General features: G+C 38.1%; 19 protein-coding genes and 5 tRNA genes. 23 read left to right on the top strand and 1 reads right to left on the bottom strand.

Annotated features, from left to right (window positions below):
* The first annotated feature begins 21 nt into the window (after positions 1-21).
* The 8 genes from CVT14_RS08765 (at position 22) to CVT14_RS08730 (ending at position 9,707) form a co-directional block, all read left to right on the top strand.
* Entirely contained in the window at positions 22-1,701 is a 1,680-nt protein-coding gene (locus CVT14_RS08765) for a TolC family protein (protein ID WP_021089998.1), read from the top strand.
* Positions 1,702-1,721: 20 nt separating this feature from the next.
* Positions 1,722-2,381, top strand: coding sequence for a transglutaminase-like cysteine peptidase (locus CVT14_RS08760; RefSeq protein ID WP_021089969.1), 660 nt, complete (start codon positions 1,722-1,724; stop codon positions 2,379-2,381).
* Positions 2,378-4,327, top strand: coding sequence for a LapD/MoxY N-terminal periplasmic domain-containing protein (locus tag CVT14_RS08755; protein WP_107850140.1), 1,950 nt, complete (start codon positions 2,378-2,380; stop codon positions 4,325-4,327). The genes CVT14_RS08760 and CVT14_RS08755 overlap by 4 nt, the downstream gene beginning before the upstream one ends.
* Before the next feature lie 3 nt (positions 4,328-4,330).
* Complete coding sequence (locus tag CVT14_RS08750; protein ID WP_107850139.1) at positions 4,331-6,469, top strand: type I secretion system permease/ATPase; 2,139 nt, start codon at positions 4,331-4,333, stop codon at positions 6,467-6,469.
* 2 nt (positions 6,470-6,471) lie between these two features.
* Positions 6,472-7,938: an HlyD family type I secretion periplasmic adaptor subunit gene (locus tag CVT14_RS08745; RefSeq protein ID WP_021092966.1), complete on the top strand. Its 1,467-nt coding sequence runs from the start codon at positions 6,472-6,474 to the stop codon at positions 7,936-7,938.
* Positions 7,938-8,435: a DUF5416 family protein gene (locus CVT14_RS08740; protein WP_107850138.1), complete on the top strand. Its 498-nt coding sequence runs from the start codon at positions 7,938-7,940 to the stop codon at positions 8,433-8,435. The genes CVT14_RS08745 and CVT14_RS08740 overlap by 1 nt, the downstream gene beginning before the upstream one ends.
* A 17-nt stretch (positions 8,436-8,452) precedes the next feature.
* Positions 8,453-9,088 (top strand): response regulator transcription factor, encoded by a 636-nt coding sequence (locus CVT14_RS08735; protein WP_107850137.1) that lies wholly within the window; start codon positions 8,453-8,455, stop codon positions 9,086-9,088.
* A gap of 124 nt (positions 9,089-9,212) precedes the next feature.
* Positions 9,213-9,707 (top strand): transglutaminase-like cysteine peptidase, encoded by a 495-nt coding sequence (locus CVT14_RS08730; protein WP_223227433.1) that lies wholly within the window; start codon positions 9,213-9,215, stop codon positions 9,705-9,707.
* Here CVT14_RS08730 and CVT14_RS08725 read toward each other — a convergent pair.
* On the bottom strand, positions 9,704-9,952 hold the full coding sequence (locus CVT14_RS08725; RefSeq protein WP_002941090.1) for a hypothetical protein: 249 nt from the start codon (positions 9,950-9,952) through the stop codon (positions 9,704-9,706). The genes CVT14_RS08730 and CVT14_RS08725 overlap by 4 nt on opposite strands.
* A gap of 257 nt (positions 9,953-10,209) precedes the next feature.
* On the opposite strand from CVT14_RS08725, the gene CVT14_RS08720 reads away from it, so the two are divergent.
* The 15 genes from CVT14_RS08720 (at position 10,210) to rpoC (ending at position 23,983) form a co-directional block, all read left to right on the top strand.
* Positions 10,210-10,285: transfer RNA gene (locus tag CVT14_RS08720), tRNA-Thr, on the top strand.
* A 52-nt stretch (positions 10,286-10,337) separates the two neighbouring features.
* A tRNA-Tyr gene (locus CVT14_RS08715) sits at positions 10,338-10,422 on the top strand.
* A 7-nt stretch (positions 10,423-10,429) separates the two neighbouring features.
* Positions 10,430-10,506 (top strand) — tRNA-Gly (locus CVT14_RS08710).
* A gap of 124 nt (positions 10,507-10,630) precedes the next feature.
* A tRNA-Thr gene (locus CVT14_RS08705) sits at positions 10,631-10,705 on the top strand.
* A gap of 72 nt (positions 10,706-10,777) precedes the next feature.
* Positions 10,778-11,977, top strand: a complete 1,200-nt coding sequence (gene tuf, locus CVT14_RS08700) for an elongation factor Tu (RefSeq protein ID WP_002941132.1) — start codon at positions 10,778-10,780, stop codon at positions 11,975-11,977.
* Between the two features lie 53 nt (positions 11,978-12,030).
* The gene (gene rpmG / locus CVT14_RS08695; RefSeq protein WP_002941157.1) at positions 12,031-12,189 is read left to right on the top strand and encodes a 50S ribosomal protein L33; all 159 of its coding nucleotides are present in this window, start codon (positions 12,031-12,033) and stop codon (positions 12,187-12,189) included.
* A 19-nt stretch (positions 12,190-12,208) separates the two neighbouring features.
* Positions 12,209-12,284, top strand: a tRNA-Trp gene (locus tag CVT14_RS08690).
* Between the two features lie 17 nt (positions 12,285-12,301).
* Positions 12,302-12,481, top strand: a complete 180-nt coding sequence (secE, locus tag CVT14_RS08685) for a preprotein translocase subunit SecE (protein ID WP_002941070.1) — start codon at positions 12,302-12,304, stop codon at positions 12,479-12,481.
* A gap of 12 nt (positions 12,482-12,493) precedes the next feature.
* The gene (gene nusG, locus CVT14_RS08680) at positions 12,494-13,027 is read left to right on the top strand and encodes a transcription termination/antitermination protein NusG (protein WP_180385147.1); all 534 of its coding nucleotides are present in this window, start codon (positions 12,494-12,496) and stop codon (positions 13,025-13,027) included.
* A gap of 10 nt (positions 13,028-13,037) precedes the next feature.
* Positions 13,038-13,463, top strand: a complete 426-nt coding sequence (gene rplK, locus CVT14_RS08675) for a 50S ribosomal protein L11 (RefSeq protein ID WP_002941145.1) — start codon at positions 13,038-13,040, stop codon at positions 13,461-13,463.
* A 59-nt stretch (positions 13,464-13,522) separates the two neighbouring features.
* Entirely contained in the window at positions 13,523-14,224 is a 702-nt protein-coding gene (gene rplA / locus CVT14_RS08670) for a 50S ribosomal protein L1 (protein WP_002941167.1), read from the top strand.
* Between the two features lie 103 nt (positions 14,225-14,327).
* Positions 14,328-14,813 carry a 50S ribosomal protein L10 gene (rplJ, locus tag CVT14_RS08665; protein ID WP_009294520.1) on the top strand — a complete coding sequence of 162 codons (486 nt, stop codon included), beginning with the start codon at positions 14,328-14,330 and terminating at the stop codon, positions 14,811-14,813.
* Between the two features lie 28 nt (positions 14,814-14,841).
* Positions 14,842-15,219 carry a 50S ribosomal protein L7/L12 gene (gene rplL, locus CVT14_RS08660; RefSeq protein ID WP_012001504.1) on the top strand — a complete coding sequence of 126 codons (378 nt, stop codon included), beginning with the start codon at positions 14,842-14,844 and terminating at the stop codon, positions 15,217-15,219.
* Between the two features lie 117 nt (positions 15,220-15,336).
* Positions 15,337-19,482 (top strand): DNA-directed RNA polymerase subunit beta, encoded by a 4,146-nt coding sequence (rpoB, locus tag CVT14_RS08655; RefSeq protein ID WP_103608434.1) that lies wholly within the window; start codon positions 15,337-15,339, stop codon positions 19,480-19,482.
* Positions 19,469-23,983, top strand: a complete 4,515-nt coding sequence (gene rpoC, locus CVT14_RS08650) for a DNA-directed RNA polymerase subunit beta' (RefSeq protein WP_107850135.1) — start codon at positions 19,469-19,471, stop codon at positions 23,981-23,983. The genes rpoB and rpoC overlap by 14 nt, the downstream gene beginning before the upstream one ends.
* Positions 23,984-24,036: the final 53 nt, after the last annotated feature.

The following is a 24,036-nucleotide window of genomic DNA, read 5'->3' as shown; positions in this document are numbered from 1 at the left end:
ATAAGGTAAAAGGATCTAGTTATGAAAAAGATGTTAGCAATTAGTGCTTTGGCCGCAGCAACGCTGCTGTCTGCTCAAGATGTCCCTTATAGGATCTTTCTAGCTTCATTCGCTCAAGATGATAGCGCTGCTAGAATCGATAGTGCTGTTAGCAAAGTAAACAGCAAAATATCAGATAGCAGACTAACTACTGGCGTTTATGAAGTTGGTGGAAGAAAGTTCTTATATGTTGATACAACTCCAGTTTCTGAAAATGAAGCTAATGAGTTACTTGCAAAAGTTCAAAATGAGTCAGGTTATAAAGATGCTTTAATGAGAGCTAAGTTGCCTGTAGCAAACGCTCAATCAGCTAAGAAATCTAATATAGAGCAAACTATATCAGCAGAGCCTAAAGCAGCAGTTACAGCACAAGCCGATGATAGTGTATTGACTTTGGATCAAGTTGTAAAAACTATTTTAAATGAAAATCCAAGCTTAAAAGCTACAGAATTTAACTACTTACAAGTAGGCAAAGACCTAAAAATAGCTAAAAATGCTTACTATCCAACACTTGATGCAGCTGCTAGAGTAGGATATGAGAGAAAACGTCTTGATGATGGTCTTACAACAAGAAGAGGCGATGGCAGAGTATCTGGCGCATCTTTAACTTTGGTTGAAAACCTTTATAATGGTGGCGCTGATAAAAACAGAATCAACTCTCAAAGCGCAAGACTTGACTCAGCTGCTTACACAGTGGCTCAAGCTGCAGATAGACTAACACTAAGCGCTGCAAATGCTTACCTACAAGTTCTTCAAACAAAGAGAATTCTTGACATTGAAGAAGAAAATGTAAAAAGCCATGAAGAAATTTATAGCCAAATCAAAGATAGAGCAAGATCAGGTTACGGCGTAGCTTCTGAAGAGAGACAAGCTGGATCACGTTATACTTTGGCTCAATCAAACTATATAGCTGCAAAAAATAACTATGAAGACGCACTTTCTACATTTGAAAAACTGTATGGAAGAAAAGTTGCTGCTAAAAACCTAGTAATGCCTGAATTTAACCTGCCATTACCAAGCACTAAAGAGGCTGTTTATGACAAAGCTGTTCTTTGTAACCCAACACTTCTAGTTCAAAGATCAAACATCGCTATGGCAGAGTCTGTTGTAAAAGAGAAAAATGCACCATTCTTACCAAAACTAGATCTTGTTGTGTCAGGTGCTTATGATCACTCAAATGTTTTATATGATGATTATGAAGAGCAAACATTTGATGCTCTTTTAAGACTAAACTACAACCTTTACAATAAAGGTAACGATAAGCTAGATAAAGAGAAGAGCCAACTTGCTGTTCAACAAGAGCAACAAACTATGGATAACCTTGTAAGAGAGCTTAAAGAGTCTTTAGAATTCTCATGGCAAAACTATATTCTTAACCAAGAGAAAATGGGATATCTAAATCAACACGTTGAATATGCAAAAGCTACTCTTGATGCTTACCAAGATGAGTTTAGAATCGGTCGCCGCGACCTTATCAACCTACTTGATGCAGAAAACGAGTACAACACAGCTTTAAAAGAGATCGCTACAACTGAGACTGCACTATCTTATGCAAAATATAGATTGCTAGATAACATGGGTATGGTTTCAGATAGTTTTGAGCCAGGCTTTGCTAAGAGATATATTCAAGGCGCTTGCAGTATTCAAAACGACTTAAGATAAAAATTTAAAAAGTGATGACCATGAGGGTCAAAGCAAAATTCTGGACGCTTACTTTAAGCGTCCTTTTTTCGTTATTAGCATTAAATGCTGTCGGGGATTTTATAAAACAAACAACGATAGCAAAGGTGGCTAAAATTTATGGAGAAGATGCAAGAAGAAGGGCATCGGCATTAAATTCTTTAATGACTTCATTGCAAGATGCAACCGAACAAGAGAAATTAATAAAAGTAAATGATTTTTTTAACTCTTTTAGGTGGGTTGATGATATGCAACTTTGGCATAAAAAAGATTACTGGGCTACCAGAATGGAATTTGTAGGAAAAGGCGCTGGTGACTGCGAAGACTACGTTATCGCGAAGTATTTCACTCTAAAGCAACTTGGAATTCCAACTCAAAAATTATACTTCACATACGTTAAAGCCTTAAGATACAACCAAGCACATATGGTTTTGGCATATTATGATACACCAAAGTCTATTCCATTAATTTTAGACAATATAAATGGTAAAATAAAAATCGCAACTCAAAGAACAGACCTCGTGCCAGTTTATAGTTTCAACGGTGATTCGCTATACTTGGCAAAACAAGAAGGTCTTGGTCAGGCAATACCAGGTGGAAATCAAAAACAAAATCCTAAGTGGATGGAACTAATAGATAGGATAGGAAAAGAGGATTTATGACGCTATTTAAACAGATTATGATCGCTGTGATTGCTTTTGGCATCATGATTTTTATGGCTGTTGGCTACTTAAATTTTAAGAGCCTAAATGGATACATCAACGACCAACTCGGCGAAAACGCAAGGCACACAGCAAACTCGCTCGGACTTGCACTTAAGCCTATAGTTGATCCTGAGGATATGTCTTTGGCTCAAACGATGATAAATTCTATGTTTGATAGCGGCAGATATAAGCTCATTAAGATCGAAGACGTCGATGGCAAGGTGCTTATAGAAAATTCTCAGCAAACAGTTGTAAAAGACATCCCTGAGTGGTTTTATAAAGTTGCTAAATTTGAAGCTCCAGTGGCAACAAGTGAGATCATGACTGGCTGGGCTAAATTTGGTACGCTTTACGTTCAAGGCAGTACCGCGCTTGCATATAACGAGCTTTACTCAAACTCAAAAAATATTTTTAACTTTCTAGCTTTAATGATCATCATCGCTCTTGTCGTGGCGTTTTTCGCTCTTAAGGCGATATTTAGACCACTTGTTAAGGTGCAAGATCAAGCTGAAGCGATACTTGATAATAAATTTATCATCCAAAAGAGAATTCCATTCACAACCGACCTTAAAAAGATGGTGCTTGCCATGAACTCGATGGTTAGTAAAGTTCAAGACATATTTGAAAGAGAGGCCGCAACACTTAGCAAGTATCAAGAGCTTTTATATAAAGACTCTATGAGTGGCACTTACAATAGAAGATTTTTCCAAACTAAATTTAGTGAGTATTTGGCAAGTGAAGAGTATTCAAGCGGTGTTGCTTCACTTGTTAGCTTTAAGGATCTTGCTGGGCTAAAAGGCGTTCTTGGCTTTGAAAAATGGCAAAGTGTCATCATAAAAATAGCTCAAATTTTACAAGAAAAATCAACCGAAAATGACCAAAATGCGATCGTTGCAAGGCTAAATGACAACGACTTTATCTTGCTTTCTTACGGTAAAAACTCGTCAAATTTCTCAGCTTTAGACGATAAGATCATGGCTGAGTTTAAAAAACTCTATGCAAATTTCTCTATAAACGATAGCGAATGCCCAGTCAATGCTGCTATTGTCGAGTACTCGCCAAGCACTGACATGAGGACACTACTTACATCAGCTGACGTTACTTTGGCTAGTGCAAGACTGGCTGGCTGCTTTACTTGCAAAGAATTTAATGCAAATCAAAACACCCTAGTCATCGGCAAAGAGAAATATAAAGAGCTTATCTTTGACTCTATAAAAGAGGATAAATTTAAATTTGCAGCTCAAAAAGTAGTTGGTTTTGACTCAAGCTTTGAGCAGTACGAACTTTATCTAAGGCTAGTTGATAGCGAGGGCAAATGGCGTATGGCATCATACTTTATGCCAATGGTAAATGAGCTAAATTTAGGTGCGATGCTTGATCTTCATATCCTAAATAGAATCGCTAGAATTTTGCCTGAAAATATCTTGCCTCAAGGAAGCTTGGCGATAAATTTGGGTAAAGAGATATTAAGCTCGGACGAAAATTTCTCAAAACTTGAGGCCACACTTAAAAAAATCGCTCAAATTTCAAAATCTAAAAACTATATAGAAATTCCAAACAAAGACGATATTAGTATCGAAAGTATAGTTAGACTTACTAAAAAATTAAAAGAACTCGGCTTTGGTTTTGGATTTGACCACTTTGAACTCAGCGCAAAAGGCATTGAGAAGCTAAAAGAATTTAATCCAGACTACGTAAAGATCCAGTCAAGCGTCTTAATCGACTTTTTAAGTGATAAATCAGGAGCAAACACAAAACAATCACTAGATGTTGTTTTAAGCTCAAAAGATATCATTTTGATTGCGATCGGTGTTGAGAGTGAAGAGCAAAAGAGTAAGCTAATTGAGCTTGGCATTAAAAATATGCAAGGAATTTACATAGATGAAATCAAAAATATTGGATGATAGATGCATAGCGATAAGATAAAAGACGAACTGCTTCAATGTTTGGTGATATTTACCAAACTACATAACAACCCATATAGTGCCGATGCTTTGACTATCGGTCTGCCTGTAAAAGATGGCGAAGAGATCGAGCTTTTTTCACTAAAGAGCTCGAAGTCTTTATTTTCTCGTGCAGCTTCACGTGCTGGCTTTGCATCGACGCTTGTCAGAAAAGATCTTGATCAAATTTCACCTTTAGTTTTGCCTTGTATCTTGATGCTTAGAGGCAAAAAAGCGTGCATCTTGCAATCTTTCAGCGAAGACAAAAAGATGGCAAACATCATCACGCCTGATCTTTCAACTGGCACTAGCACGATAGAAACAAGCAAGCTAAAAGATGAGTATCTAGGCTATGCTTACTACCTAAAACGTGAATTTGTCCCAGAAGATACAAGCTCGACAAAGCTTATTGACGCTGGTAATGATCACTGGTTTTGGGGCACTTTAAAGCGCTCTAAGAAAATTTACTTTGACGTCGTGATAGCAAGCTTTATCATAAACTTATTTGTCCTTGCAAGCCCGCTCTTTACGATGAACGTCTATGACCGCGTTGTGCCAAATAACGCAGTTGAGACACTTTGGGTTCTAGCGCTTGGCGTGAGCGTCGTTTATGGTATCGATCTATTTTTAAAATTTGTTCGTTCATATTTTCTTGAGATCGCAGGCAAGAAGAGCGACATCATTATGAGCTCTATCTTGTTTGAGCGCGTAATGGATATGAAATTTAGCAATAAGCCAAAGTCAGTTGGTTCATTTGCTAGTAACTTGAAAGAATTTGACACAGTTAGAAATTTCTTCTCATCTGCGTCACTTGCTGCCATTGTGGATCTACCATTTGCGTTAATATTCTTGATAGTTACTTATTTTATTGGAAGCTATCTTGTGCTTGTGCCTATCGTCATCATGATAGCTATTTTGTGCTACACATTTTTTATAAAAGACCCACTTCAAAACGCGATTAAAAGCACATTTGAAGCTTCAGCTATGAAAAATGGAATTTTGATAGAGAGTCTTAGCAGCTTGGAGACCATTAAAACTCTTGGTGCTAGTGGTCACGTGCAGTGGAACTGGGAAGAGGCGACTGGCGAGATAGCAAACAGAAGTATCAAGTCAAAGATCATCACTACTTCAATCACAACCGTGACTTCATTTTTGGTGCAGTTAAACACTATCGCCATCATCGTTCTTGGCGTTTATATGATACAAGATACACACCTTACAATGGGTGGTTTGATCGCTGCTGTTATGCTTAGCTCTCGTGCGATCGCCCCTATGGGTCAAGTAGCCTCACTAGCTGCAAATTTCGAGCAGACAAAGACAGCTTACCAAAGCCTTAGCAAGGTCATGCAGATGCCAGTTGAAAGGCCTGAGGGCAAGAAATTTGTTAGAAGAAATTCTTTTGAGGGCAAGATAGAGTTTAAAAACGTTAGCTTTACTTATCCAGACACTACAAAGGGCTCACTTGATAGGATAAATTTTGTCATTCAGCCAGGTGAGAAAGTAGGCATCATCGGTAGAAATGGCTCTGGTAAGACAACCTTACAAAAGATAATCCTAGGTCTTTACGCACCGACCGAAGGCTCAGTGCTAATTGATGGTATAGATATCAACCAGATAGACCCAGCTGACCTTAGAAGAAATATCGGCTACGTGCCACAAGATGTTGTGCTATTTAAAGGAACGGTTAGAGAAAATATCGTTCAAAAAGCTCCTTATGTCGATGATATGCAGATCATTAAAGCTGCTAAAGTAAGTGGCGTAGATGAATATGTCAATGCCCATCCACTTGGATTTGATATGCCAGTATTTGAAAGAGGTGATGGCATTAGCGGCGGTCAGCGTCAAAGTATAGCTGTGGCTAGAGCATTTTTGCTAGATAGTCCTATCATCTTGCTTGACGAGCCTACAAATTCACTAGACAATACAGTTGAGAGCAAGCTAAAAGCAAATTTAAAGGTAAATACCGTAAATAAAACTATGATTTTAGTAACTCACAGAACATCGATGCTTGATCTTGTTGATAGGCTCATAGTGATGGATAACGGCAAAATTTTACTAGATGGTCCAAGAGACGAAGTTTTAGCTAGACTTAGTGGGAAGTGATTATGCAAGAAGATATAAAAAATCAACAAAATGAAAATTTAAAGCCAGACGAAAAGCCAGTCCAAAAAAGCGACATAAAAGAGCAAGAGAGCGCTGGAGATCAAATTTTAAATAGCGTAGATGGCATCAAGTCAAACATCCAAGCTAAAAACTACGATGCCTATGACTTGAAATTTATGTCAAGCCTCTCAGAAGCGGTTTTGGCAAAGGCTCCATCGACCTCAAAAAAGATACTTTATGCAGTTAGCATAACTGTATTTTGGCTACTTTTGTGGGCTTCATGGGCACAGATAGATGAGATAACAAGAGGTAGTGGCAAGATCATCCCATCAGGTAAAAACCAAGCGATACAAAACCTTGAGGGCGGTATCGTAGATCAAATTTTTGTAAAAGAGGGCGATGAGGTTAAAAAAGATCAGATCCTCATCAGGCTTGATAATAAAAACTTTACAAGTAGCTACGGTGAGTCAAAGCTAAGACTTGATGAGCTTCAGGCTAAATTTATGAGGCTTGATGCTGAAGCAAATGATAAAGAATTTGACTACAACGAAACAAGAGATGCGAACAATAGCAAAGCTGTAAGATACGAGATAAGCTTGCATAACTCAAACATCGATCACTTAAATGAGCAAATAGGAATTTTAACAGAGCAAATTCACCAGCGCCAAAGTGAGCTAACCGAGCTTAGAAACAAAATTTCTCAAACTCAAAATAGTTACAATCTTGTCTTAAAAGAGAAGGCGATCATGGAGCCTATCTTTAAAAAAGGTCTTGTTAGTGAGGTCGAGTATATCCAGCTTCAAAGACGTGTAAATGACCTAAAGGGCGAGCTTGACGCATCTGTGCTTGCCGTGCCAAGGGTCGAATCAACCATAAAAGAGGCGAAGAATAAGATAGAAGAGGCAAAGCTGGCGTTTAAAAACAATGCAAAAAAAGAGCTAAACGAAGTCTCTGCTGAGATCGCAAGGATAAACGAGTCGCAAATCAGCCTAAGCGACAGGGTCGAAAGAACTTATGTAAGATCTCCGGTAAATGGTATCGTTAGTAAGATGATGGTGCATACAGTCTCAGGCGTTATCAAGCCTGGTGAAAATATCGCTGAGATCGTCCCACTAGAAGATAAGCTCATCGCTGAGGTAAAGGTTAAGCCAGCTGACGTTGCATTCTTAAGACCTGGACTTGATACGATGGTTAAATTTACGGCGTATGATTTTAGTATTTATGGCGGTTTAAAAGGCAAAGTAACGCAGATCAGTGCCGATACTGAGACAAATGAAAAAACAGGCGAGAGCTACTATCTAGTCAGGATAGAAACTGAGAAAAACTATCTTGGTAGCGAAGAGAAACCGCTTAGGATCAAGGTTGGTATGATAGTTTCAGCTGATATCATCACTGGTAAAAAGACGATACTTGACTATCTGCTAAAACCTATCTTAAAAGCAAAACAGAATGCTTTAACGGAGCGATAATGCAAAAGTCAGCTAGCTTTGAGCGAAATTTTATCGAATATCAAATTTCAAGAGCAAAGCTGGCTGATGAATTTGTCATTGTAAATGATGGCAAAATATGCGATTTAATCGGAAGAGAGATCGTCAAATTTCTCTTTAAAGACTGTGAAAAAAGCTTTGATGAGATGATAAATTTAAAAAGAGAAGAGCATATCAGCTTAGCTGGACTAAAGATAGAAGATGAGCTAGTAAGCAGCATCAAGATATCAATTAGCGGCTACGATGAAAGCAGCGATAGCTTGGACTTTGATCTAAATTTACTATCTCTTAGCGTGCCATATAGATACGCTATATCAAATGGTTGTTTTGAGATGAGTATCTTTTTAAAAGAGAGAAATGAAGTGGTTGAGAAATTCTTATCCACTTTTAGTTATAAATTTGAGGCAAATAGTGGCAAGGAGCGCTACTTGATCGTTTTCGTAAATGAGTCAAAAATTTACGAGCAAACCTATATGTGATATAAGGAAATATAATTATGAATGTGGTTTTTTTTACTCAAAATGGTTCGCTTAATAATCTTTGGCGAGGGTATTTTTCAGATGATAATGTGAAATTTACTCACAATAAAAAGGATTTTTTTGCAAATTTAAGCGATGAGGTTGATATCGTCGGTATCGATACAAATGCTTTTAAAGATAGCCTTGATGAAAATATTAAAACCATTCATGAAAGTTTTCCAAATATAAAATGTCTAATCCTTGCAAACGAACCAAAATTTAGTGAAGGTAAACATCTGCTGGCTCTTGGTGTCAAAGGATATGCAAACTCACACATGAGAAAGACACACTTTGAAGATGCCTTTGAGACGATTTTAAATGGCAAAGTTTGGCTTTATCCAGAATTTATCCAAGCGATGATCGGAGAACTAACTGGCTCATATATAAATAATGAAAGTGAAACTTTGGAGAAAAAGTCTGATCTAAGTGAGCTTAGCTCACGTGAAAAAGAGATCGCAAACTTAATCTACCAAGGTCTAACAAACAATGAAATTTCAGAGCAAACAGGCATTACTTTAAGGACGGTAAAGGCGCACACTACGTCGATTTACAGCAAGCTAAATGTGAAAGATAGAATAGGTCTTGTGCTTTTGATGAAGCAGCTGCATGCGTAAAATTTTGCTTCTTTTCTTTTTTGTTTCTTCTCTTTTTGCAAATAATTTTGAAATTTCTCCAAAAAATATATCTCAATGTAAAAATCAAATTTGTAAAAATATCCTAAATCACTATGCAAATTTTATGAAAAAAATAGAAAACGAAAGCTTTATAAGAAAGTTAGAACTCATAAATTCATACTTAAATTCTTTGATGCCAAGATATGATGATTTTTACAATACAAATGTCGATGTATGGAGCACTAGGGGTGAGTTTTTAAGGCGAGGTGGCGGAGACTGCGAAGAGTACGCGATATCAAAGCGCGATAGCCTAAAAGATCTTGGCGTGGATAATCAAAAATGCCTTCTAGTAGTTCAGGAAAAAAATACAAAAAAATATCATATGGTGCTAGCTGTTTGGGAAAATTTAAACAAAGAGCCTTTGATACTGGACAATCTAAGCTTTAGAGTTTTGCCGCTTTCGAAGCGCTATGACTTAGTGCCAGAGTATTGCTTGATGGACGGGAAATATTTTAAGATAAAAAAAGATGGTATAAATTTAGAGCCTGTAAATATAAGAATGCAAACTTATGAAAATTTGATAAAAAAGGAAAAAGAAGAGAAATTTTGGAAGAATTAATCTTCCAAGTCGATGTCTATTTTTTCAACATTTGTTGTAATATCTTTAGTATTTTTCTCAATGTTGTGTTTATTTTTCTCGATTAGTGATCTGTTTTGACCTATAAGGTCTCTATTTTCTTTGATACCATCACTATTTTGCTCGATCATTTTGCTTAGTGTCGCTATCTTTTTTTCATAGCGGATCATTAAGAAGTAGATCACATAAATTAGCAGTAAAATTACCGCCCAAGGTAAAAATTGCATATTAAATCCTTTGTATTTTTTCGTAATTATAGAAATTTTAGCTTTTAAAAAAAATAAAATTATAAAAAATGAAATTTTATATATGTAAAATTTATCTTTGTTTTTTGGTAAAAGTGGCTCAGATTAGTGGGCTATTTTTGAAATTTTTTATAAAATTTATAGATTTTTTATTGCAAAAAAATTAGATAAAATATTTTTCAAAATCTCCTTGACTTTTATTTTATTTTGGGCTATAATTGCCACTTCACAAAACAGGTGCTGGTGTAGCTCAGTTGGTAGAGCTACTGCCTTGTAAGCAGTGGGTCGGCGGTTCAAGTCCGTTCACCAGCTCCATTTTGTAACAGTGTTTGACCAGAAAATACCAAAATAACTTATTAATGTTTAAGGTGAGATACTCAAGCGGCCAACGAGGGCAGACTGTAAATCTGCTGACTATGTCTTCCGTGGTTCGAATCCACGTCTCACCACCATTGTTATGCGGGAGTAGCTCAGTTGGCTAGAGCATCAGCCTTCCAAGCTGAGGGTCGCGGGTTCGAGCCCCGTTTCCCGCTCCAAAATTTGGGAAAGTAAACTGGGAGCTGTATCTAGATTTTACTAAACACAGTTATTCCATCTTTATTTTCATGAATTTTTAGTTGTTTGTATGTTGATTAAAATCATCTCAGCCAAGCGTTTTTCGCTCATATGGCTCAGAGGTAGAGCACTTCCTTGGTAAGGAAGAGGTCGCGGGTTCAAGTCCCGCTATGAGCTCCACTGGTTTATATGATTTTATATTACTATACGAATTTGAATTAGATAAAGACACATATCATAACGGAGGAAAAGATGGCTAAAGAAAAATTTTCACGCAACAAGCCACACGTAAACATAGGCACTATCGGTCACGTTGACCATGGTAAAACTACTTTAACAGCTGCAATATCTGCTGTTCTTTCACGCAAAGGTCTTGCTGAGCTAAAAGATTATGATAATATTGATAATGCTCCAGAAGAGAAAGAGCGTGGTATTACAATTGCTACTTCACACATTGAGTATGAGACAGAAAAACGTCACTATGCTCACGTTGACTGCCCAGGCCACGCCGACTATGTAAAAAACATGATTACAGGTGCTGCTCAAATGGACGGTGCTATTCTAGTTGTTTCTGCAGCAGACGGCCCAATGCCACAAACAAGAGAGCACATCTTGCTATCTCGCCAAGTTGGTGTCCCTTATATCGTTGTTTTCATGAACAAAGCAGATATGGTTGATGACGCTGAGTTACTTGAACTAGTTGAAATGGAAATTCGCGAACTACTTAACGAGTACAACTTCCCAGGGGATGATACTCCAATAGTTTCTGGTTCAGCACTTAAAGCTCTTGAAGAGGCAAAAGCTGGACAAGATGGCGAATGGTCAGCAAAAATTATGGAACTAATGGATGCGGTTGATAGCTATATCCCAACTCCAGTTCGTGCTACGGACAAAGATCTTCTTATGCCAATCGAAGATGTTTTCTCAATTTCAGGTCGTGGTACAGTTGTAACAGGTAGAATTGAGAAAGGTGTTGTTAAAGTTGGTGACACAATAGAAATCGTTGGTATCAAACCTACACAAACAACAACAGTTACTGGTGTTGAGATGTTTAGAAAAGAGATGGATCAAGGTGAAGCTGGCGATAACGTTGGTGTTCTTCTTCGTGGTACTAAAAAAGAAGACGTTGAACGTGGTATGGTTCTTTGCAAACCTAAATCAATTACTCCTCACACAAAATTTGAGGGTGAGGTTTATATTCTAACTAAAGAAGAGGGCGGTCGCCACACTCCTTTCTTTAATAACTATAGACCACAATTCTATGTAAGAACAACTGACGTTACTGGTTCTATTACATTGCCAGAAGGTACAGAGATGGTTATGCCAGGTGATAACGTAAGAATTTCTGTTGAGCTTATCGCTCCAGTTGCACTTGAAGAAGGTACCCGTTTTGCTATCCGTGAAGGTGGTAGAACTGTTGGTTCAGGTGTTGTTTCAAAAATACTTGGTTAATTTATAAAATTATGCCAAAGGGGAAACCCTTTGGCTTTCTATAAGGAATATATATGAGAATTAAAATCGGTTTAAAATGCTCTGAGTGTGGTGATATCAATTACACTACTACAAAAAACAGCAAAACCACTACAGATAAGGTTGAGCTCAAAAAATATTGCCCAAGATTAAAAAAACATACTGTTCATAAAGAAGTTAAGTTAAAAAGCTAATTAAGAATAAGTAGCTATTAGGGCAATAGCTCCAACGGTAGAGCGCTGGATTCCAAATCCAATGGTTGGGGGTTCGAATCCCTCTTGCCCTGCCACAATTAAGGTTAAGATTATGGAAAAATTTATAAATTATATAAAGCTATCTAAATTGGAAATAATGAAAGTTATCTTTCCTACTAAAGAACAAATTAGAAATGCTTTTATTGCAGTTTTTATCGTGGTCGCTGTTGTTTCACTTTTTTTAGCTCTTGTTGATGTTATTATGTCCTTTGTTCTTTCTAAAGTTATATAGGGTAAGGGAAAAATAATGTCACATAAATGGTATGCTATACAAACTTACGCTGGTAGCGAAATGGCAGTAAAAAGAGGAATTGAAAATTTAGTTAGAGATCACGGTATTGAAGATCAACTAAAAGAAGTTATAGTTCCAACAGAAGACGTAATAGAGATAAAAAACGGTAAGCAAAAAATTAATGAAAGAACTCTTTATCCTGGATATGCTTTTGCATGTTTAGATCTTGATACAGCTCTTTGGCATAAGATTCAGTCTTTGCCAAAGGTTGGACGTTTTATCGGTGAGGCTAAAAAGCCTACACCATTGACTGAAAAAGATATAAATACTATCTTGGAGAAAGTTCAAAAAAGAGCGGCACCAAAACCTAAAATATTTTTTGAGGATGGTGAAAGCGTTCGCATAACAGAAGGTCCTTTTGCTAACTTTACAGGTATCGTTGAAGAATACGATATGATACATGGTAAGCTTAGACTCAATGTTTCTATTTTTGGTAGAAGTACCCCTGTTGATATTTTGTATTCACAAGTTGAGAAGATAATTTAAGGAGCAAGAAATGGCTAAAAAAGTTATAGGTGAAATAAAATTACAAATTGCCGCAACAAAAGCAAATCCTAGCCCGCCAGTTGGTCCAGCATTAGGACAAAAAGGCGTTAATATTATGGAATTTTGTAAAGCCTTTAATGAAAAAACAAAAGATATGGTTGGATTTAATATCCCGGTTGTTATAACAGTTTATGCTGATAAAAGTTTTACATTTATCACAAAGCAACCACCTGCTACAGACCTTATTAAAAAGGCTGCGGGTATAACAAAAGGAACAGATAATCCTTTAAAAAATAAAGTAGGCAAATTAACAAAAGCTCAAGTTTTAGAAATTGTTGAGAAAAAACTTGTTGATTTAAATACAAATGATAAAGAGCAAGCAGCTAAGATTATCGCTGGTTCAGCTCGTTCAATGGGTGTCGAAGTAGTAGACTAAAACCTTTACCGTCAGGTTGATTTTCAAAAGACGGAAGCAATTTATATGCGGAGAAATTTATGGGAAAAACTAGTAAGAGATTTCAAGAATTGCTCAAAAAAGTAGAGCAAGACAAAATTTATAATCTTAGCGAGGCTATCGATACAGTTAAAACTCTAGCTTCTGCTAAATTTAATGAGACAGTTGAGATTGCGTTAAAATTAAACGTTGATCCAAGACATGCAGATCAAATGGTTCGTGGTTCAGTTGTTTTACCAGCTGGTACAGGCAAAGTTGTAAGAGTTGCTGTTATAGCAAAAGATGCTAAAGCTGATGAGGCAAAAGCTGCTGGTGCTGACATAGTTGGTGCCGATGATCTAGTTGAGGATATCCAGAAGGGTATAATGAACTTTGATGTTCTTATAGCTACTCCAAATTTAATGGGTCTTGTAGGTAAAGTTGGTAGAATTTTAGGACCGAAAGGTTTAATGCCAAATCCAAAAACTGGAACAGTTACAATGGATGTTGCACAAGCTGTTAATAATGCAAAAAGTGGACAAGTAAATTTCCGTGTTGATAAGCAAGGAAATATACATGCAGGTCTTGGTAAGGTCAATTTTACTAAAGAGCAATTAAATGAAAATATTTCAACATTTATTAAAGCTATTAATAAACATAAACCTGCGACTGCAAAAGGTAGATATGTAAAAAATGCTTCATTGTCTTTAACAATGAGCCCTTCTGTAACTCTTGATACTCAAGAAGTTATGGACTTAAAATAAAAATTTAGACAAATTTATATCTTAGATTGGAGATAGCCGAGGCCATTGGGCTTAATTGATTCGACCCGCTCTGCTTGAAATTACCGGTCGGAAAGGAGAAAAAGTGACACGTAACGAAAAAACTGAAGTTGTTGCAAAATTAGAGAGTGAATTTAAAACTGCTGAAGCTATTGTAGTTTGTGACTATCGTGGTCTTTCAGTTAAAAAACTTGAAGTTTTAAGAAATTCTGCAAAAGAACAAAATGTAAAAGTTCAAGTTATTAAAAATACTCTTGCAAATATTGCTCTTAAAAATTCTGATAAAGTCGGAATGGAACTCAAAGATACAAATATCTATCTTTGGAGTGAAGATCAATTAGCAGTAACTAAAGTAGCCGCAAAATTTGAAGAGTCAAATTCTGATCTTTTCAAAATTAAAACAGCTTATATTGATGGCGAAGTTGCAAGTGTTGATAAAGTTAAAGCTCTATCTAAAATGCCTAGCCGTGATGAGCTTATTGCGATGCTTTTGCAAGTTTGGAATGCGCCAATTCAAAATTTCACAATTGGTTTGAATGCGCTTAAAGAGAAAAAAGAACAATCAGCTTAATTAAATTAAATAATAATAAGGATTAAAAATGGCAATTACAAAAGAAGACGTATTAGAGTTTATATCTAATCTTTCTGTACTTGAACTTAGCGAACTTGTAAAAGAGTTTGAAGAGAAATTTGGTGTTAGCGCAGCTCCTGTAATGGTAGCTGGTGGTGCAGTTGCTGCTGGTGGTGCAGCTGCTGCTGAAGAAAAAACAGAATTTAACATCGTTCTTGTTGATTCTGGTGATAAGAAAATCAACGTTATTAAGGTTGTTAGAGCACTTACAGGTCTTGGTCTTAAAGAGGCTAAAGACGCAGTTGAAGGAACTCCATCTGTTCTTAAAGAAGGCGTTAGTAAAGACGAAGCTGAAGCAGCTAAAAAAGAGCTTGAAGAGGCTGGTGCTAAGGTTGAACTTAAATAATTTTTTATTATTTAGGCTTAATATTTCAAGAGAGGGCAGAGGCTCTCTCTTTTTTAAATTTTAGATGCCTTGTAAAAGGCTATACTTTTCTTTCAAAATTACCACGAGGTAGATGCAATGTTAAATAGCTTATACTCAGGAAATCGTCTTAGAGTTGACTTCTCTAATGTCGTTAAAGAGATAGACGTTCCGAACCTACTACAACTACAAAAAAAGAGCTTTGATAATTTTTTAAATCTAAATAACAATCAGACAGAAAGCGGTATCGAAAAAGTTTTTAAGTCGATTTTCCCTATACATGATCCGCAAAATCGTTTGACTTTAGAATATGTTAGCTCAGAAATTGGAAAACCAAAATATACAATCAGAGAGTGTATAGAAAGAGGTCTTACATACTCTGTAAATTTAAAGATGAAAATACGCCTTATCGTCCATGAAAAAGATGATAAGACTGGTGATAAAGTCGGCGTTAAAGATATAAAAGAGCAAGAAATTTTTATACGTGAAATTCCATTGATGACAGATAGAATTTCATTTATTATAAATGGTGTTGAGCGTGTTGTTGTAAATCAACTTCATAGAAGCCCTGGCGTTATCTTTAAACAAGAAGAGAGTGCGACTGTTGCAAATAAACTTATCTATACAGCTCAAATAATCCCAGATCGCGGCTCTTGGTTGCACTTTGAATATGATACAAAAGATATTTTATATGTTAGGATAAATAAGCGCAGAAAAGTGCCTGTAACTATCTTGTTTAGGGCATTAGGATATAAAAAACAAGACATTATTAAGCTATTTTATCCGATACAAAATTTGGTTATTAAAAATAATAAATTTTTAACTCTTTTCAATCCAGAGGATTATCTAGGAAGAGTTGAGTATGATATAAAAAATGAAGATGGAGAGGTTCTTCACCAAGCTGGGAAGCGCCTAACAAAGAAAAAAGCTGATAAATTAATCGAAGATGGCGTTAAATTTGTCGAGTATCCTATCGAAGCACTTATTGGTAGATATTTGGCAAACCCTGTGATAAACACAGAAAGCGGCGAAATTTTATATGACACACTATCTGCTCTTGATGAGAATAAACTTGCAAAAATTTTAGCTGAGCATGAAAGCATCGATATTATAAACAACTCTGCAGCTGGTGTTGACGACGCTATAATAAATTCATTTATCGCCGACAACGATATGCTTAAGGTTTTAAAACAAACTGAGGGTGTAGATGATGAAAATGACCTTGCTGCGATTAGAATTTACAAGGTCATGAGACCTGGCGAGCCGGTAGTTAAAGAGGCTGCAAAAAGCTTTGTAAATGATATATTGTTTAACCCTGAAAGATATGACCTAACAAAAGTTGGTCGTATGAAGATGAACCACAAGCTCTCACTTGATGTGCCAGAGTACGTTACATTGCTAACTAGTGAAGATATCATCAAAACTGCAAAATATCTTATAAAAGTTAAAAACGGACAAGGCCACATTGACGACCGCGACCACCTTGGCAACCGCCGTATAAGATCGATCGGCGAGCTACTTGCTAGTGAGCTTCACCTTGGTTTTGTTAAGATGCAAAAGGCTATCCGTGATAAATTTACAAGCCTAAGCAATAACACTGATGAGATCATGCCTTATGATCTTATCAATCCAAAAATGATCACGGCAACAATCATGGAATTTTTCACAGGCGGTCAGTTAAGTCAGTTTATGGATCAGACAAACCCACTTAGCGAGGTTACACATAAGCGCCGTCTATCTGCGCTTGGTGAGGGCGGCTTGGTAAAAGAGCGTGCTGGATTTGAGGTGCGTGACGTTCACCCAACTCACTACGGCAGAATTTGTCCAGTTGAGACTCCAGAAGGTCAAAATATCGGTCTTATCAACACTCTTTCAACTTATGCAAAAGTAAATGACCTTGGCTTTGTTGAGGCGCCTTATAAAAAGGTCGTCGATGGCAAAGTGACTGATGAGATAGTCTATCTAACAGCGACTCAAGAAGAGGGCAATGTTATCGCTCCAGCATCAACTAAGCTTGATGAAAATGGGCATATCGTTGAGGACTTGATCGAGGTTAGAAAAGAGGGCGAGATGATGCTTGCTCGTAGAGAAGATGTTACCTTGATCGACCTTTGCTCTGGTATGATAGCTGGTGTTGCAGCTTCGCTTATCCCATTCCTTGAGCACGATGACGCTAACCGTGCGCTTATGGGATCAAACATGCAGCGTCAAGCGGTGCCACTACTTCGTTCAACTGCTCCTATCGTTGGAACAGGTATGGAGAGTGTTATCGCAAGAGATGCTTGGGAGAGCGTAAAAGCAAAACGAGGCGGCGTGGTTGAAAAGGTTGATAATAAAAATATCTTTATCCTTGGTGAAGATGAAGCTGGTCCATATATAGATCACTACTCTTTAGAGAAAAATTTAAGAACAAACCAAAATACGACATTTTCACAACACCCTATCGTTAAAAAAGGCGATGAGATCGTTGCCAATCAAATCATAGCTGATGGTCCAAGCATGGAAAAAGGCGAGCTAGCTATCGGTAAAAACGCACTAATCGCGTTTATGCCTTGGAATGGCTACAACTACGAGGATGCGATCGTTATTAGTGAAAAAATGATACGTGAAGATGCCTTTACAAGCGTTCATATCTATGAAAAAGAGATCGAGGCTCGTGAGCTAAAAGACGGTGTTGAAGAGATAACAAAAGATATACCAAACGTCAAAGAAGAGGAGCTTATGCACCTTGACGAAAGCGGTATCGTTAAAATCGGTACAGAGATCAAGCCTGGCATGATCCTTGTTGGTAAAGTATCACCAAAAGGCGAAGTTAAGCCAACTCCAGAAGAAAGACTTTTGCGTGCGATCTTTGGTGAAAAAGCTGGACACGTAGTAAATAAATCGCTCTATGCTTCGGCTTCAATGGAAGGTGTGGTTGTTGATGTTAAAATTTTCACCAAAAAAGGTTATGAAAAAGATAGCAGAACAAACAAAGCCTACGAAGAAGAAAAGACGCTTTTAGAAAAAGAGCATCACGATAGATTGCTTATGCTAGATCGCGAAGAGATGCTAAAAGTTACAGCGCTTCTTTCCAAAAATCCACTAGCGAGCGATCAAGAGGTAAATAAAAAAGAGTATAAAAAAGGCTCAAAGATCAATAAGGCTGACTTTGAGAATATCAACAGATTTACCCTAAATGCTATTGTAAAGAGCTTTTCAAAAGATATCCAGAAGAAATATGATGAACTAAAAAATTACTTCCAAAATGAGAAGAAAAAGCTTAAAGAAGAGCACGACGCTAAGATAGAAATTTTAGAAAAAGATGACATTTTGCCTAGTGGTGTTGTAAAACTTGTAAAAGTTTACATAGCTACAAAACGCAAACTAAAAGTTGGCGATAAGATGGCTGGACGTCACGGTAACAAAGGTATCGTTTCAAATATAGTTAGAGAAGTCGATATGCCTTATCTTCCAAGCGGACAGATCGTAGATATTGTGCTAAACCCACTAGGCGTTCCAAGCCGTATGAACATCGGTCAAATTTTAGAGAGCCACCTTGGTCTCGTTGGTTACCGCTTAGGCGAGCAGATCAATGAAATTTTTGAGACCAAAAAGGGCGAGTGGATAAAAGAGCTAAGAGCTAAGATGATAGAGATCGCAAGCGTTGCTAAGCTAATGGACGCTAAAAAAGCTCTTGGTAAGATGAGCGATGAGAAGCTTCTTGAGTATGCAAAAGATTGGAGCAATGGCGTAAGATTTGCAACTCCAATTTTTGAAGGCGTTAAGGCTGACGAATTTGCAAAATTATTTGAGATGGCAAAGATAGATAGCGACGGCAAAACTGAGCTATATGACGGACGCACGGGCTCAAAGATAAGAGAACGCGTTAATGTTGGTTGTATGTATATGCTAAAACTTCACCACTTGGTTGATGAAAAAGTTCACGCAAGAAGTACTGGACCATACAGCCTTGTTACACAACAACCAGTCGGCGGTAAGGCGCTATTTGGTGGTCAAAGGTTTGGTGAGATGGAGGTTTGGGCACTTGAGGCTTATGGTGCTGCTCATACACTAAGAGAGATGCTAACTGTAAAATCAGACGATGTCGAGGGAAGACTTTCTGCTTACAAAGCTTTAACAAGAGGTGAAAACGTTCCTGAGACTGGTATCCCTGAGACGTTCTTTGTTCTAACAAACGAGCTAAAATCACTAGCTCTTGATGTGGAAGTATATGATGAGGATGAGACAAATGAAACTAACTAATTTAAAACCAGTTGAGATAAAAGAAGAGCATAGACCTCGTGATTTTGAAGCTTTTCAACTTCGTTTAGCAAGTCCTGAGAAGATAAAATCTTGGAGCTATGGCGAGGTTAAAAAACCAGAAACTATCAACTACCGCACGCTAAAACCTGAGCGTGATGGCTTGTTTTGTGCCAAAATTTTCGGACCGATCCGCGACTACGAGTGTCTTTGTGGTAAATATAAAAAGATGCGCTACAAAGGCATCAAGTGCGAAAAGTGCGGCGTTGAAGTAACAACATCTAAGGTTCGTCGCTCTCGCATGGGTCACATCGAGCTTGTAACTCCAGTGGCTCACATCTGGTATGTAAATTTCTTGCCAAGCCGTATAGGTGCGCTTCTTGGTATTAAGATGAAAGACCTTGAACGCGTACTTTACTATGAGGCATATATTGTTGATAATGCTGGTGAGGCTTACTATGACAATGAAAATTCTAAAAAAGTTGAAAAATATGACGTTTTAAACGAAGAGCAATATCAAAGTCTAGCTTCAAGATATGAAGAGACTGGCTTTAGTGCTAGAATGGGTGGCGAGGTCATCTATGATATGCTAGCTGAGCTTGACCTAACTCAAATTTTAAATCAGCTACAAGAAGAGATGGAGGCTACAAATTCTGAGGCCAAGAAAAAAACTATCGTAAAACGTCTAAAGGTTATCGAGAGCTTTTTAAATTCGGGCAACCGCCCAGAGTGGATGATGATAACAAATTTACCAGTTCTTCCGCCTGATCTTAGACCTCTTGTTAATCTTGATGGTGGTAAATTTGCTGTTTCAGACGTAAATGATCTATATCGCCGTGTAATAAATAGAAATAGCCGTCTAAAACGCCTACTTGAGCTTGACGCACCTGAAATTATTATCAGAAACGAAAAGAGAATGCTTCAAGAGGCTGTTGATGCACTATTTGACAATGGCCGTAGAGCAAATGCGGTAAAAGGTGCAAATAAACGCCCACTAAAATCATTAAGTGAGATCATCAAAGGTAAGCAAGGTCGTTTCCGCCAGAATTTGTTAGGTAAGCGTGTTGATTTCTCTGGACGTTCTGTTATCGTCGTTGGTCCAAAGCTAAAGATGGATCAGTGCGGTCTTCCAAAGAAGATGGCTTTAGAGCTATTTAAGCCACATTTGCTTGCTCGCCTTGAAGAAAAAGGCTATGCGACAACCGTTAAGCAAGCTAAAAAGATGATAGAAGATAAGACAAATGAGGTTTGGGAGTGCCTAGAAGAGGTCGTTAAAGACTATCCAGTCATGCTAAACCGTGCTCCGACACTTCACAAGCTCTCTATCCAAGCGTTTCACCCAGTTCTTGTTGAGGGCAAGGCGATCCAGCTTCACCCACTAGTTTGTGCGGCGTTCAACGCTGACTTTGACGGTGACCAAATGGCTGTTCACGTGCCACTATCGCAGGAAGCTATCGCTGAATGTAAAATTTTGATGCTTAGCTCAATGAACATCTTGCTTCCTGCAAGCGGTAAGGCTATCACAGTCCCTTCACAAGATATGGTTTTGGGAATTTATTATTTAAGCTTGGAGAGAAACGATGAAAAAGGTGCAAATAAAATTTTCTCAAGCGTCGATGAAGTAATGATCGCTGAAGAGGCTAATACACTTGGCCTTCACGCAAAAATTAAGACAATGGTTGATAATAAGATCATCTTCACAACAGCTGGTCGCTTGATCTTGAGAGCGATACTACCTGATTTTGTTCCTGATAATATGTGGAATAAGATCATGAAGAAAAAAGACATTGCAAATTTGGTTGATTATGTTTATAGAAATGGCGGCCTTGAAGTAACGGCCGACTTCCTTGATAAGCTTAAAAATTTAGGTTTTAGATATGCTACAAAAGCGGGAATTTCTATCTCTATCGCAGATATCATCGTGCCAGATAGCAAGCAAAAATATATCGATGAAGCTAAGAAAAAAGTTCGTGAAATTCAAAAGCAATATGGCGCTGGTCTTTTAACAGATAGTGAGAGATACAACAAGATCATCGATATCTGGACAGATACAAATAACAGCGTTGCAAGCGAGATGATGAAGCTTATCCAAAGCGATAAGGGCGGATTTAACTCAATTTATATGATGGCTGACTCAGGTGCGAGAGGTAGTGCAGCGCAAATTCGCCAGCTAGCTGGTATGCGTGGTCTTATGGCAAAACCGGACGGCTCGATCATCGAAACACCGATCATTTCAAACTTCCGTGAAGGTCTAAACATAATGGAGTACTTCAACTCAACCCACGGAGCTAGAAAAGGTCTTGCTGATACCGCGCTAAAAACTGCCAACGCTGGTTACCTAACAAGAAAGCTAATCGACGTTGCTCAAAACGTTAAAGTCACTATGCACGACTGCGGTACGCACGAGGGTGTTGAGATCACAGATATCACAGAGAGTGGTGAGCTAATCGAAAGCCTTGAAGAGAGAGTATTAGGCCGTGTTTTAGCAGATGATGTGATCGATCCTATAACAAATGAAATTTTATTTAGCGAAGGCACATTGCTTGATGAGGAGAAAGCTAAGGCGATAACAGAAGCTGGCATAAAATCAGTAAGCATTAGAACTCCTATCACGTGCAAGGCACCAAAAGGCGTTTGCGCAAAATGTTATGGATTAAATTTGGGTGAGGGCAAACTTGTAAAACCAGGCGAGGCTGTCGGTATCATCTCAGCTCAATCAATCGGTGAGCCAGGTACTCAGCTAACGCTAAGAACATTCCACATTGGTGGTACGGCTTCTACTGAGCAGCAAGACCGCCAAGTCATCGCTCAAAAAGAGGGCTTTATTAGGTATTACAACCTTAGCACATACGAGAACAACGGCAAGAAGATCGTTGCAAACAGAAGAAGTGCAGCTGTACTACTTGTTGAGCCAAAGATAAAATCAACAATCGATGGTAAAATCGAGATCGAATATGCTCACGAAGACGTAAATATCGTGATCAAAGGCAAAAAAGAAGAGGTTAAATATACAATCAGAAGAAACGACCTTGCTAAGCCAAACGAACTAGCTGGCGTTAGCGGCAAGATTGAAGGCAAGATGTATATCCCTTATGCAAATGGCGATAAGGTAAAAGAGAACGAGAGTATCGTCGAGATCATCAAAGAGGGTTGGAACATTCCAAATCGTATCCCTTATGCTAGTGAGCTTAAAATTTCAGACGGCGATCCAGTAACTAGAAAGATCACAGCAGATGCAAATGGTGTGGTTAAATTTTTCATACTAAAAGGTGATTTTCTTGATAGACTAAAAGATATCAAAAAAGGTCACAAAGTAACTGAAAAAGGCTTCTTTGTTGTCGTTTCTGACAAAGACGGACGTGAGGCAGTTCGCCACTACATCCCAAGAAATTCTATCATCCAAGTATCAGACAATGATGCGGTAGAAAGAGCGACAGTGGTCTCACTACCTGAAAAAGATGACAAGCTAATAATCGCTGAGTGGGATCCATACTCAACTCCAACTATCGCAGAAGAAGCTGGTGTGGTTAGCTTTGAGGATGTCGAGCCAGGATATAGCGCGACCGAGCAAGCTGACGAGGCAACTGGTCAAAGACGTCTTGTCATCAACGAATATTTGCCAAGTGGCGTAAAACCAGCGATCATTATCACTACAAAGAGCGGACATTTGATCAAGTATCCGCTTGATCCAAAAACTGCGATCTTTGTGTCAAGTGGCGATGAAGTGGCTCAGGCTGATATTTTGGCTAAGACTCCAAAAGCTGTTGCTAAGTCAAAAGATATCACCGGCGGTCTTCCAAGAGTTAGTGAGCTATTTGAAGCAAGGCGTCCTAAAAATACAGCTATCGTTGCAGAGATCGACGGCGTTGTTAGATTTGACAAGCCACTTCGCTCAAAAGAGCGCATCATCATCCAAGCAGAAGATGGCACGACAGCTGAGTATTTGATCGAGAAGAGTCGCCAGATCCAAGTAAGAGACGGCGAATTTGTCCATGCTGGCGAGAAACTAACAGACGGACTTATCTCAAGCCACGATATCTTAAGAATTCTTGGCGAAAAGGCGCTTCACTACTATTTGATTAGTGAAATTCAGCAAGTTTATCGTCGCCAAGGTGTTGCGATCGCTGATAAACACATCGAGATCATCGTCTCTCAAATGCTTCGCCAAGTCAAAATCGTCGATAGTGGAAATACAAATTTCATCGTTGGCGACATGGTTTCAAGAAACAAATTTAAAGAAGAGAACGAGCGCATCATGAAGATGGGTGGCGAGCCAGCTATCGCAGAGCCGATCCTTCTTGGTGTTACAAGAGCGGCTATCGGAAGTGATAGTGTGATCTCTGCTGCGTCATTCCAAGAGACAACTAAGGTCTTAACAGAAGCCTCAATCGCTGCTAAATTTGACTATCTTGAAGATCTAAAAGAGAATGTCATCCTTGGACGTATGATCCCAGTTGGTACTGGTTTTTATAAGGATAAAAAGATAAAGATCAAAGAAAACTAATATATTAAGCCCCGCTTTTGGGGCTTAATCCTTCTATAAATTTACCCACTTAA

Origin of the sequence: Campylobacter concisus, from assembly GCF_003048445.1 — a bacterium.
Taxonomy (GTDB): Bacteria; Campylobacterota; Campylobacteria; order Campylobacterales; family Campylobacteraceae; genus Campylobacter_A; species Campylobacter_A concisus_BF.
This window is presented reverse-complemented; position numbering and strand designations above follow the sequence as displayed.

Coding starts and splice junctions, on each gene's coding strand:
- CVT14_RS08765 (WP_021089998.1), top strand. CDS start 22: ATGAAAAAGATGTTAGCAATTAGTGCTTTGGCCGCAGCAACGCTGCTG.
- CVT14_RS08760 (WP_021089969.1), top strand. CDS start 1,722: ATGAGGGTCAAAGCAAAATTCTGGACGCTTACTTTAAGCGTCCTTTTT.
- CVT14_RS08755 (WP_107850140.1), top strand. CDS start 2,378: ATGACGCTATTTAAACAGATTATGATCGCTGTGATTGCTTTTGGCATC.
- CVT14_RS08750 (WP_107850139.1), top strand. CDS start 4,331: ATGCATAGCGATAAGATAAAAGACGAACTGCTTCAATGTTTGGTGATA.
- CVT14_RS08745 (WP_021092966.1), top strand. CDS start 6,472: ATGCAAGAAGATATAAAAAATCAACAAAATGAAAATTTAAAGCCAGAC.
- CVT14_RS08740 (WP_107850138.1), top strand. CDS start 7,938: ATGCAAAAGTCAGCTAGCTTTGAGCGAAATTTTATCGAATATCAAATT.
- CVT14_RS08735 (WP_107850137.1), top strand. CDS start 8,453: ATGAATGTGGTTTTTTTTACTCAAAATGGTTCGCTTAATAATCTTTGG.
- CVT14_RS08730 (WP_223227433.1), top strand. CDS start 9,213: ATGAAAAAAATAGAAAACGAAAGCTTTATAAGAAAGTTAGAACTCATA.
- CVT14_RS08725 (WP_002941090.1), bottom strand. CDS start 9,952: ATGCAATTTTTACCTTGGGCGGTAATTTTACTGCTAATTTATGTGATC.
- tuf (WP_002941132.1), top strand. CDS start 10,778: ATGGCTAAAGAAAAATTTTCACGCAACAAGCCACACGTAAACATAGGC.
- rpmG (WP_002941157.1), top strand. CDS start 12,031: ATGAGAATTAAAATCGGTTTAAAATGCTCTGAGTGTGGTGATATCAAT.
- secE (WP_002941070.1), top strand. CDS start 12,302: ATGGAAAAATTTATAAATTATATAAAGCTATCTAAATTGGAAATAATG.
- rplK (WP_002941145.1), top strand. CDS start 13,038: ATGGCTAAAAAAGTTATAGGTGAAATAAAATTACAAATTGCCGCAACA.
- rplA (WP_002941167.1), top strand. CDS start 13,523: ATGGGAAAAACTAGTAAGAGATTTCAAGAATTGCTCAAAAAAGTAGAG.
- rplL (WP_012001504.1), top strand. CDS start 14,842: ATGGCAATTACAAAAGAAGACGTATTAGAGTTTATATCTAATCTTTCT.
- rpoB (WP_103608434.1), top strand. CDS start 15,337: ATGTTAAATAGCTTATACTCAGGAAATCGTCTTAGAGTTGACTTCTCT.
- rpoC (WP_107850135.1), top strand. CDS start 19,469: ATGAAACTAACTAATTTAAAACCAGTTGAGATAAAAGAAGAGCATAGA.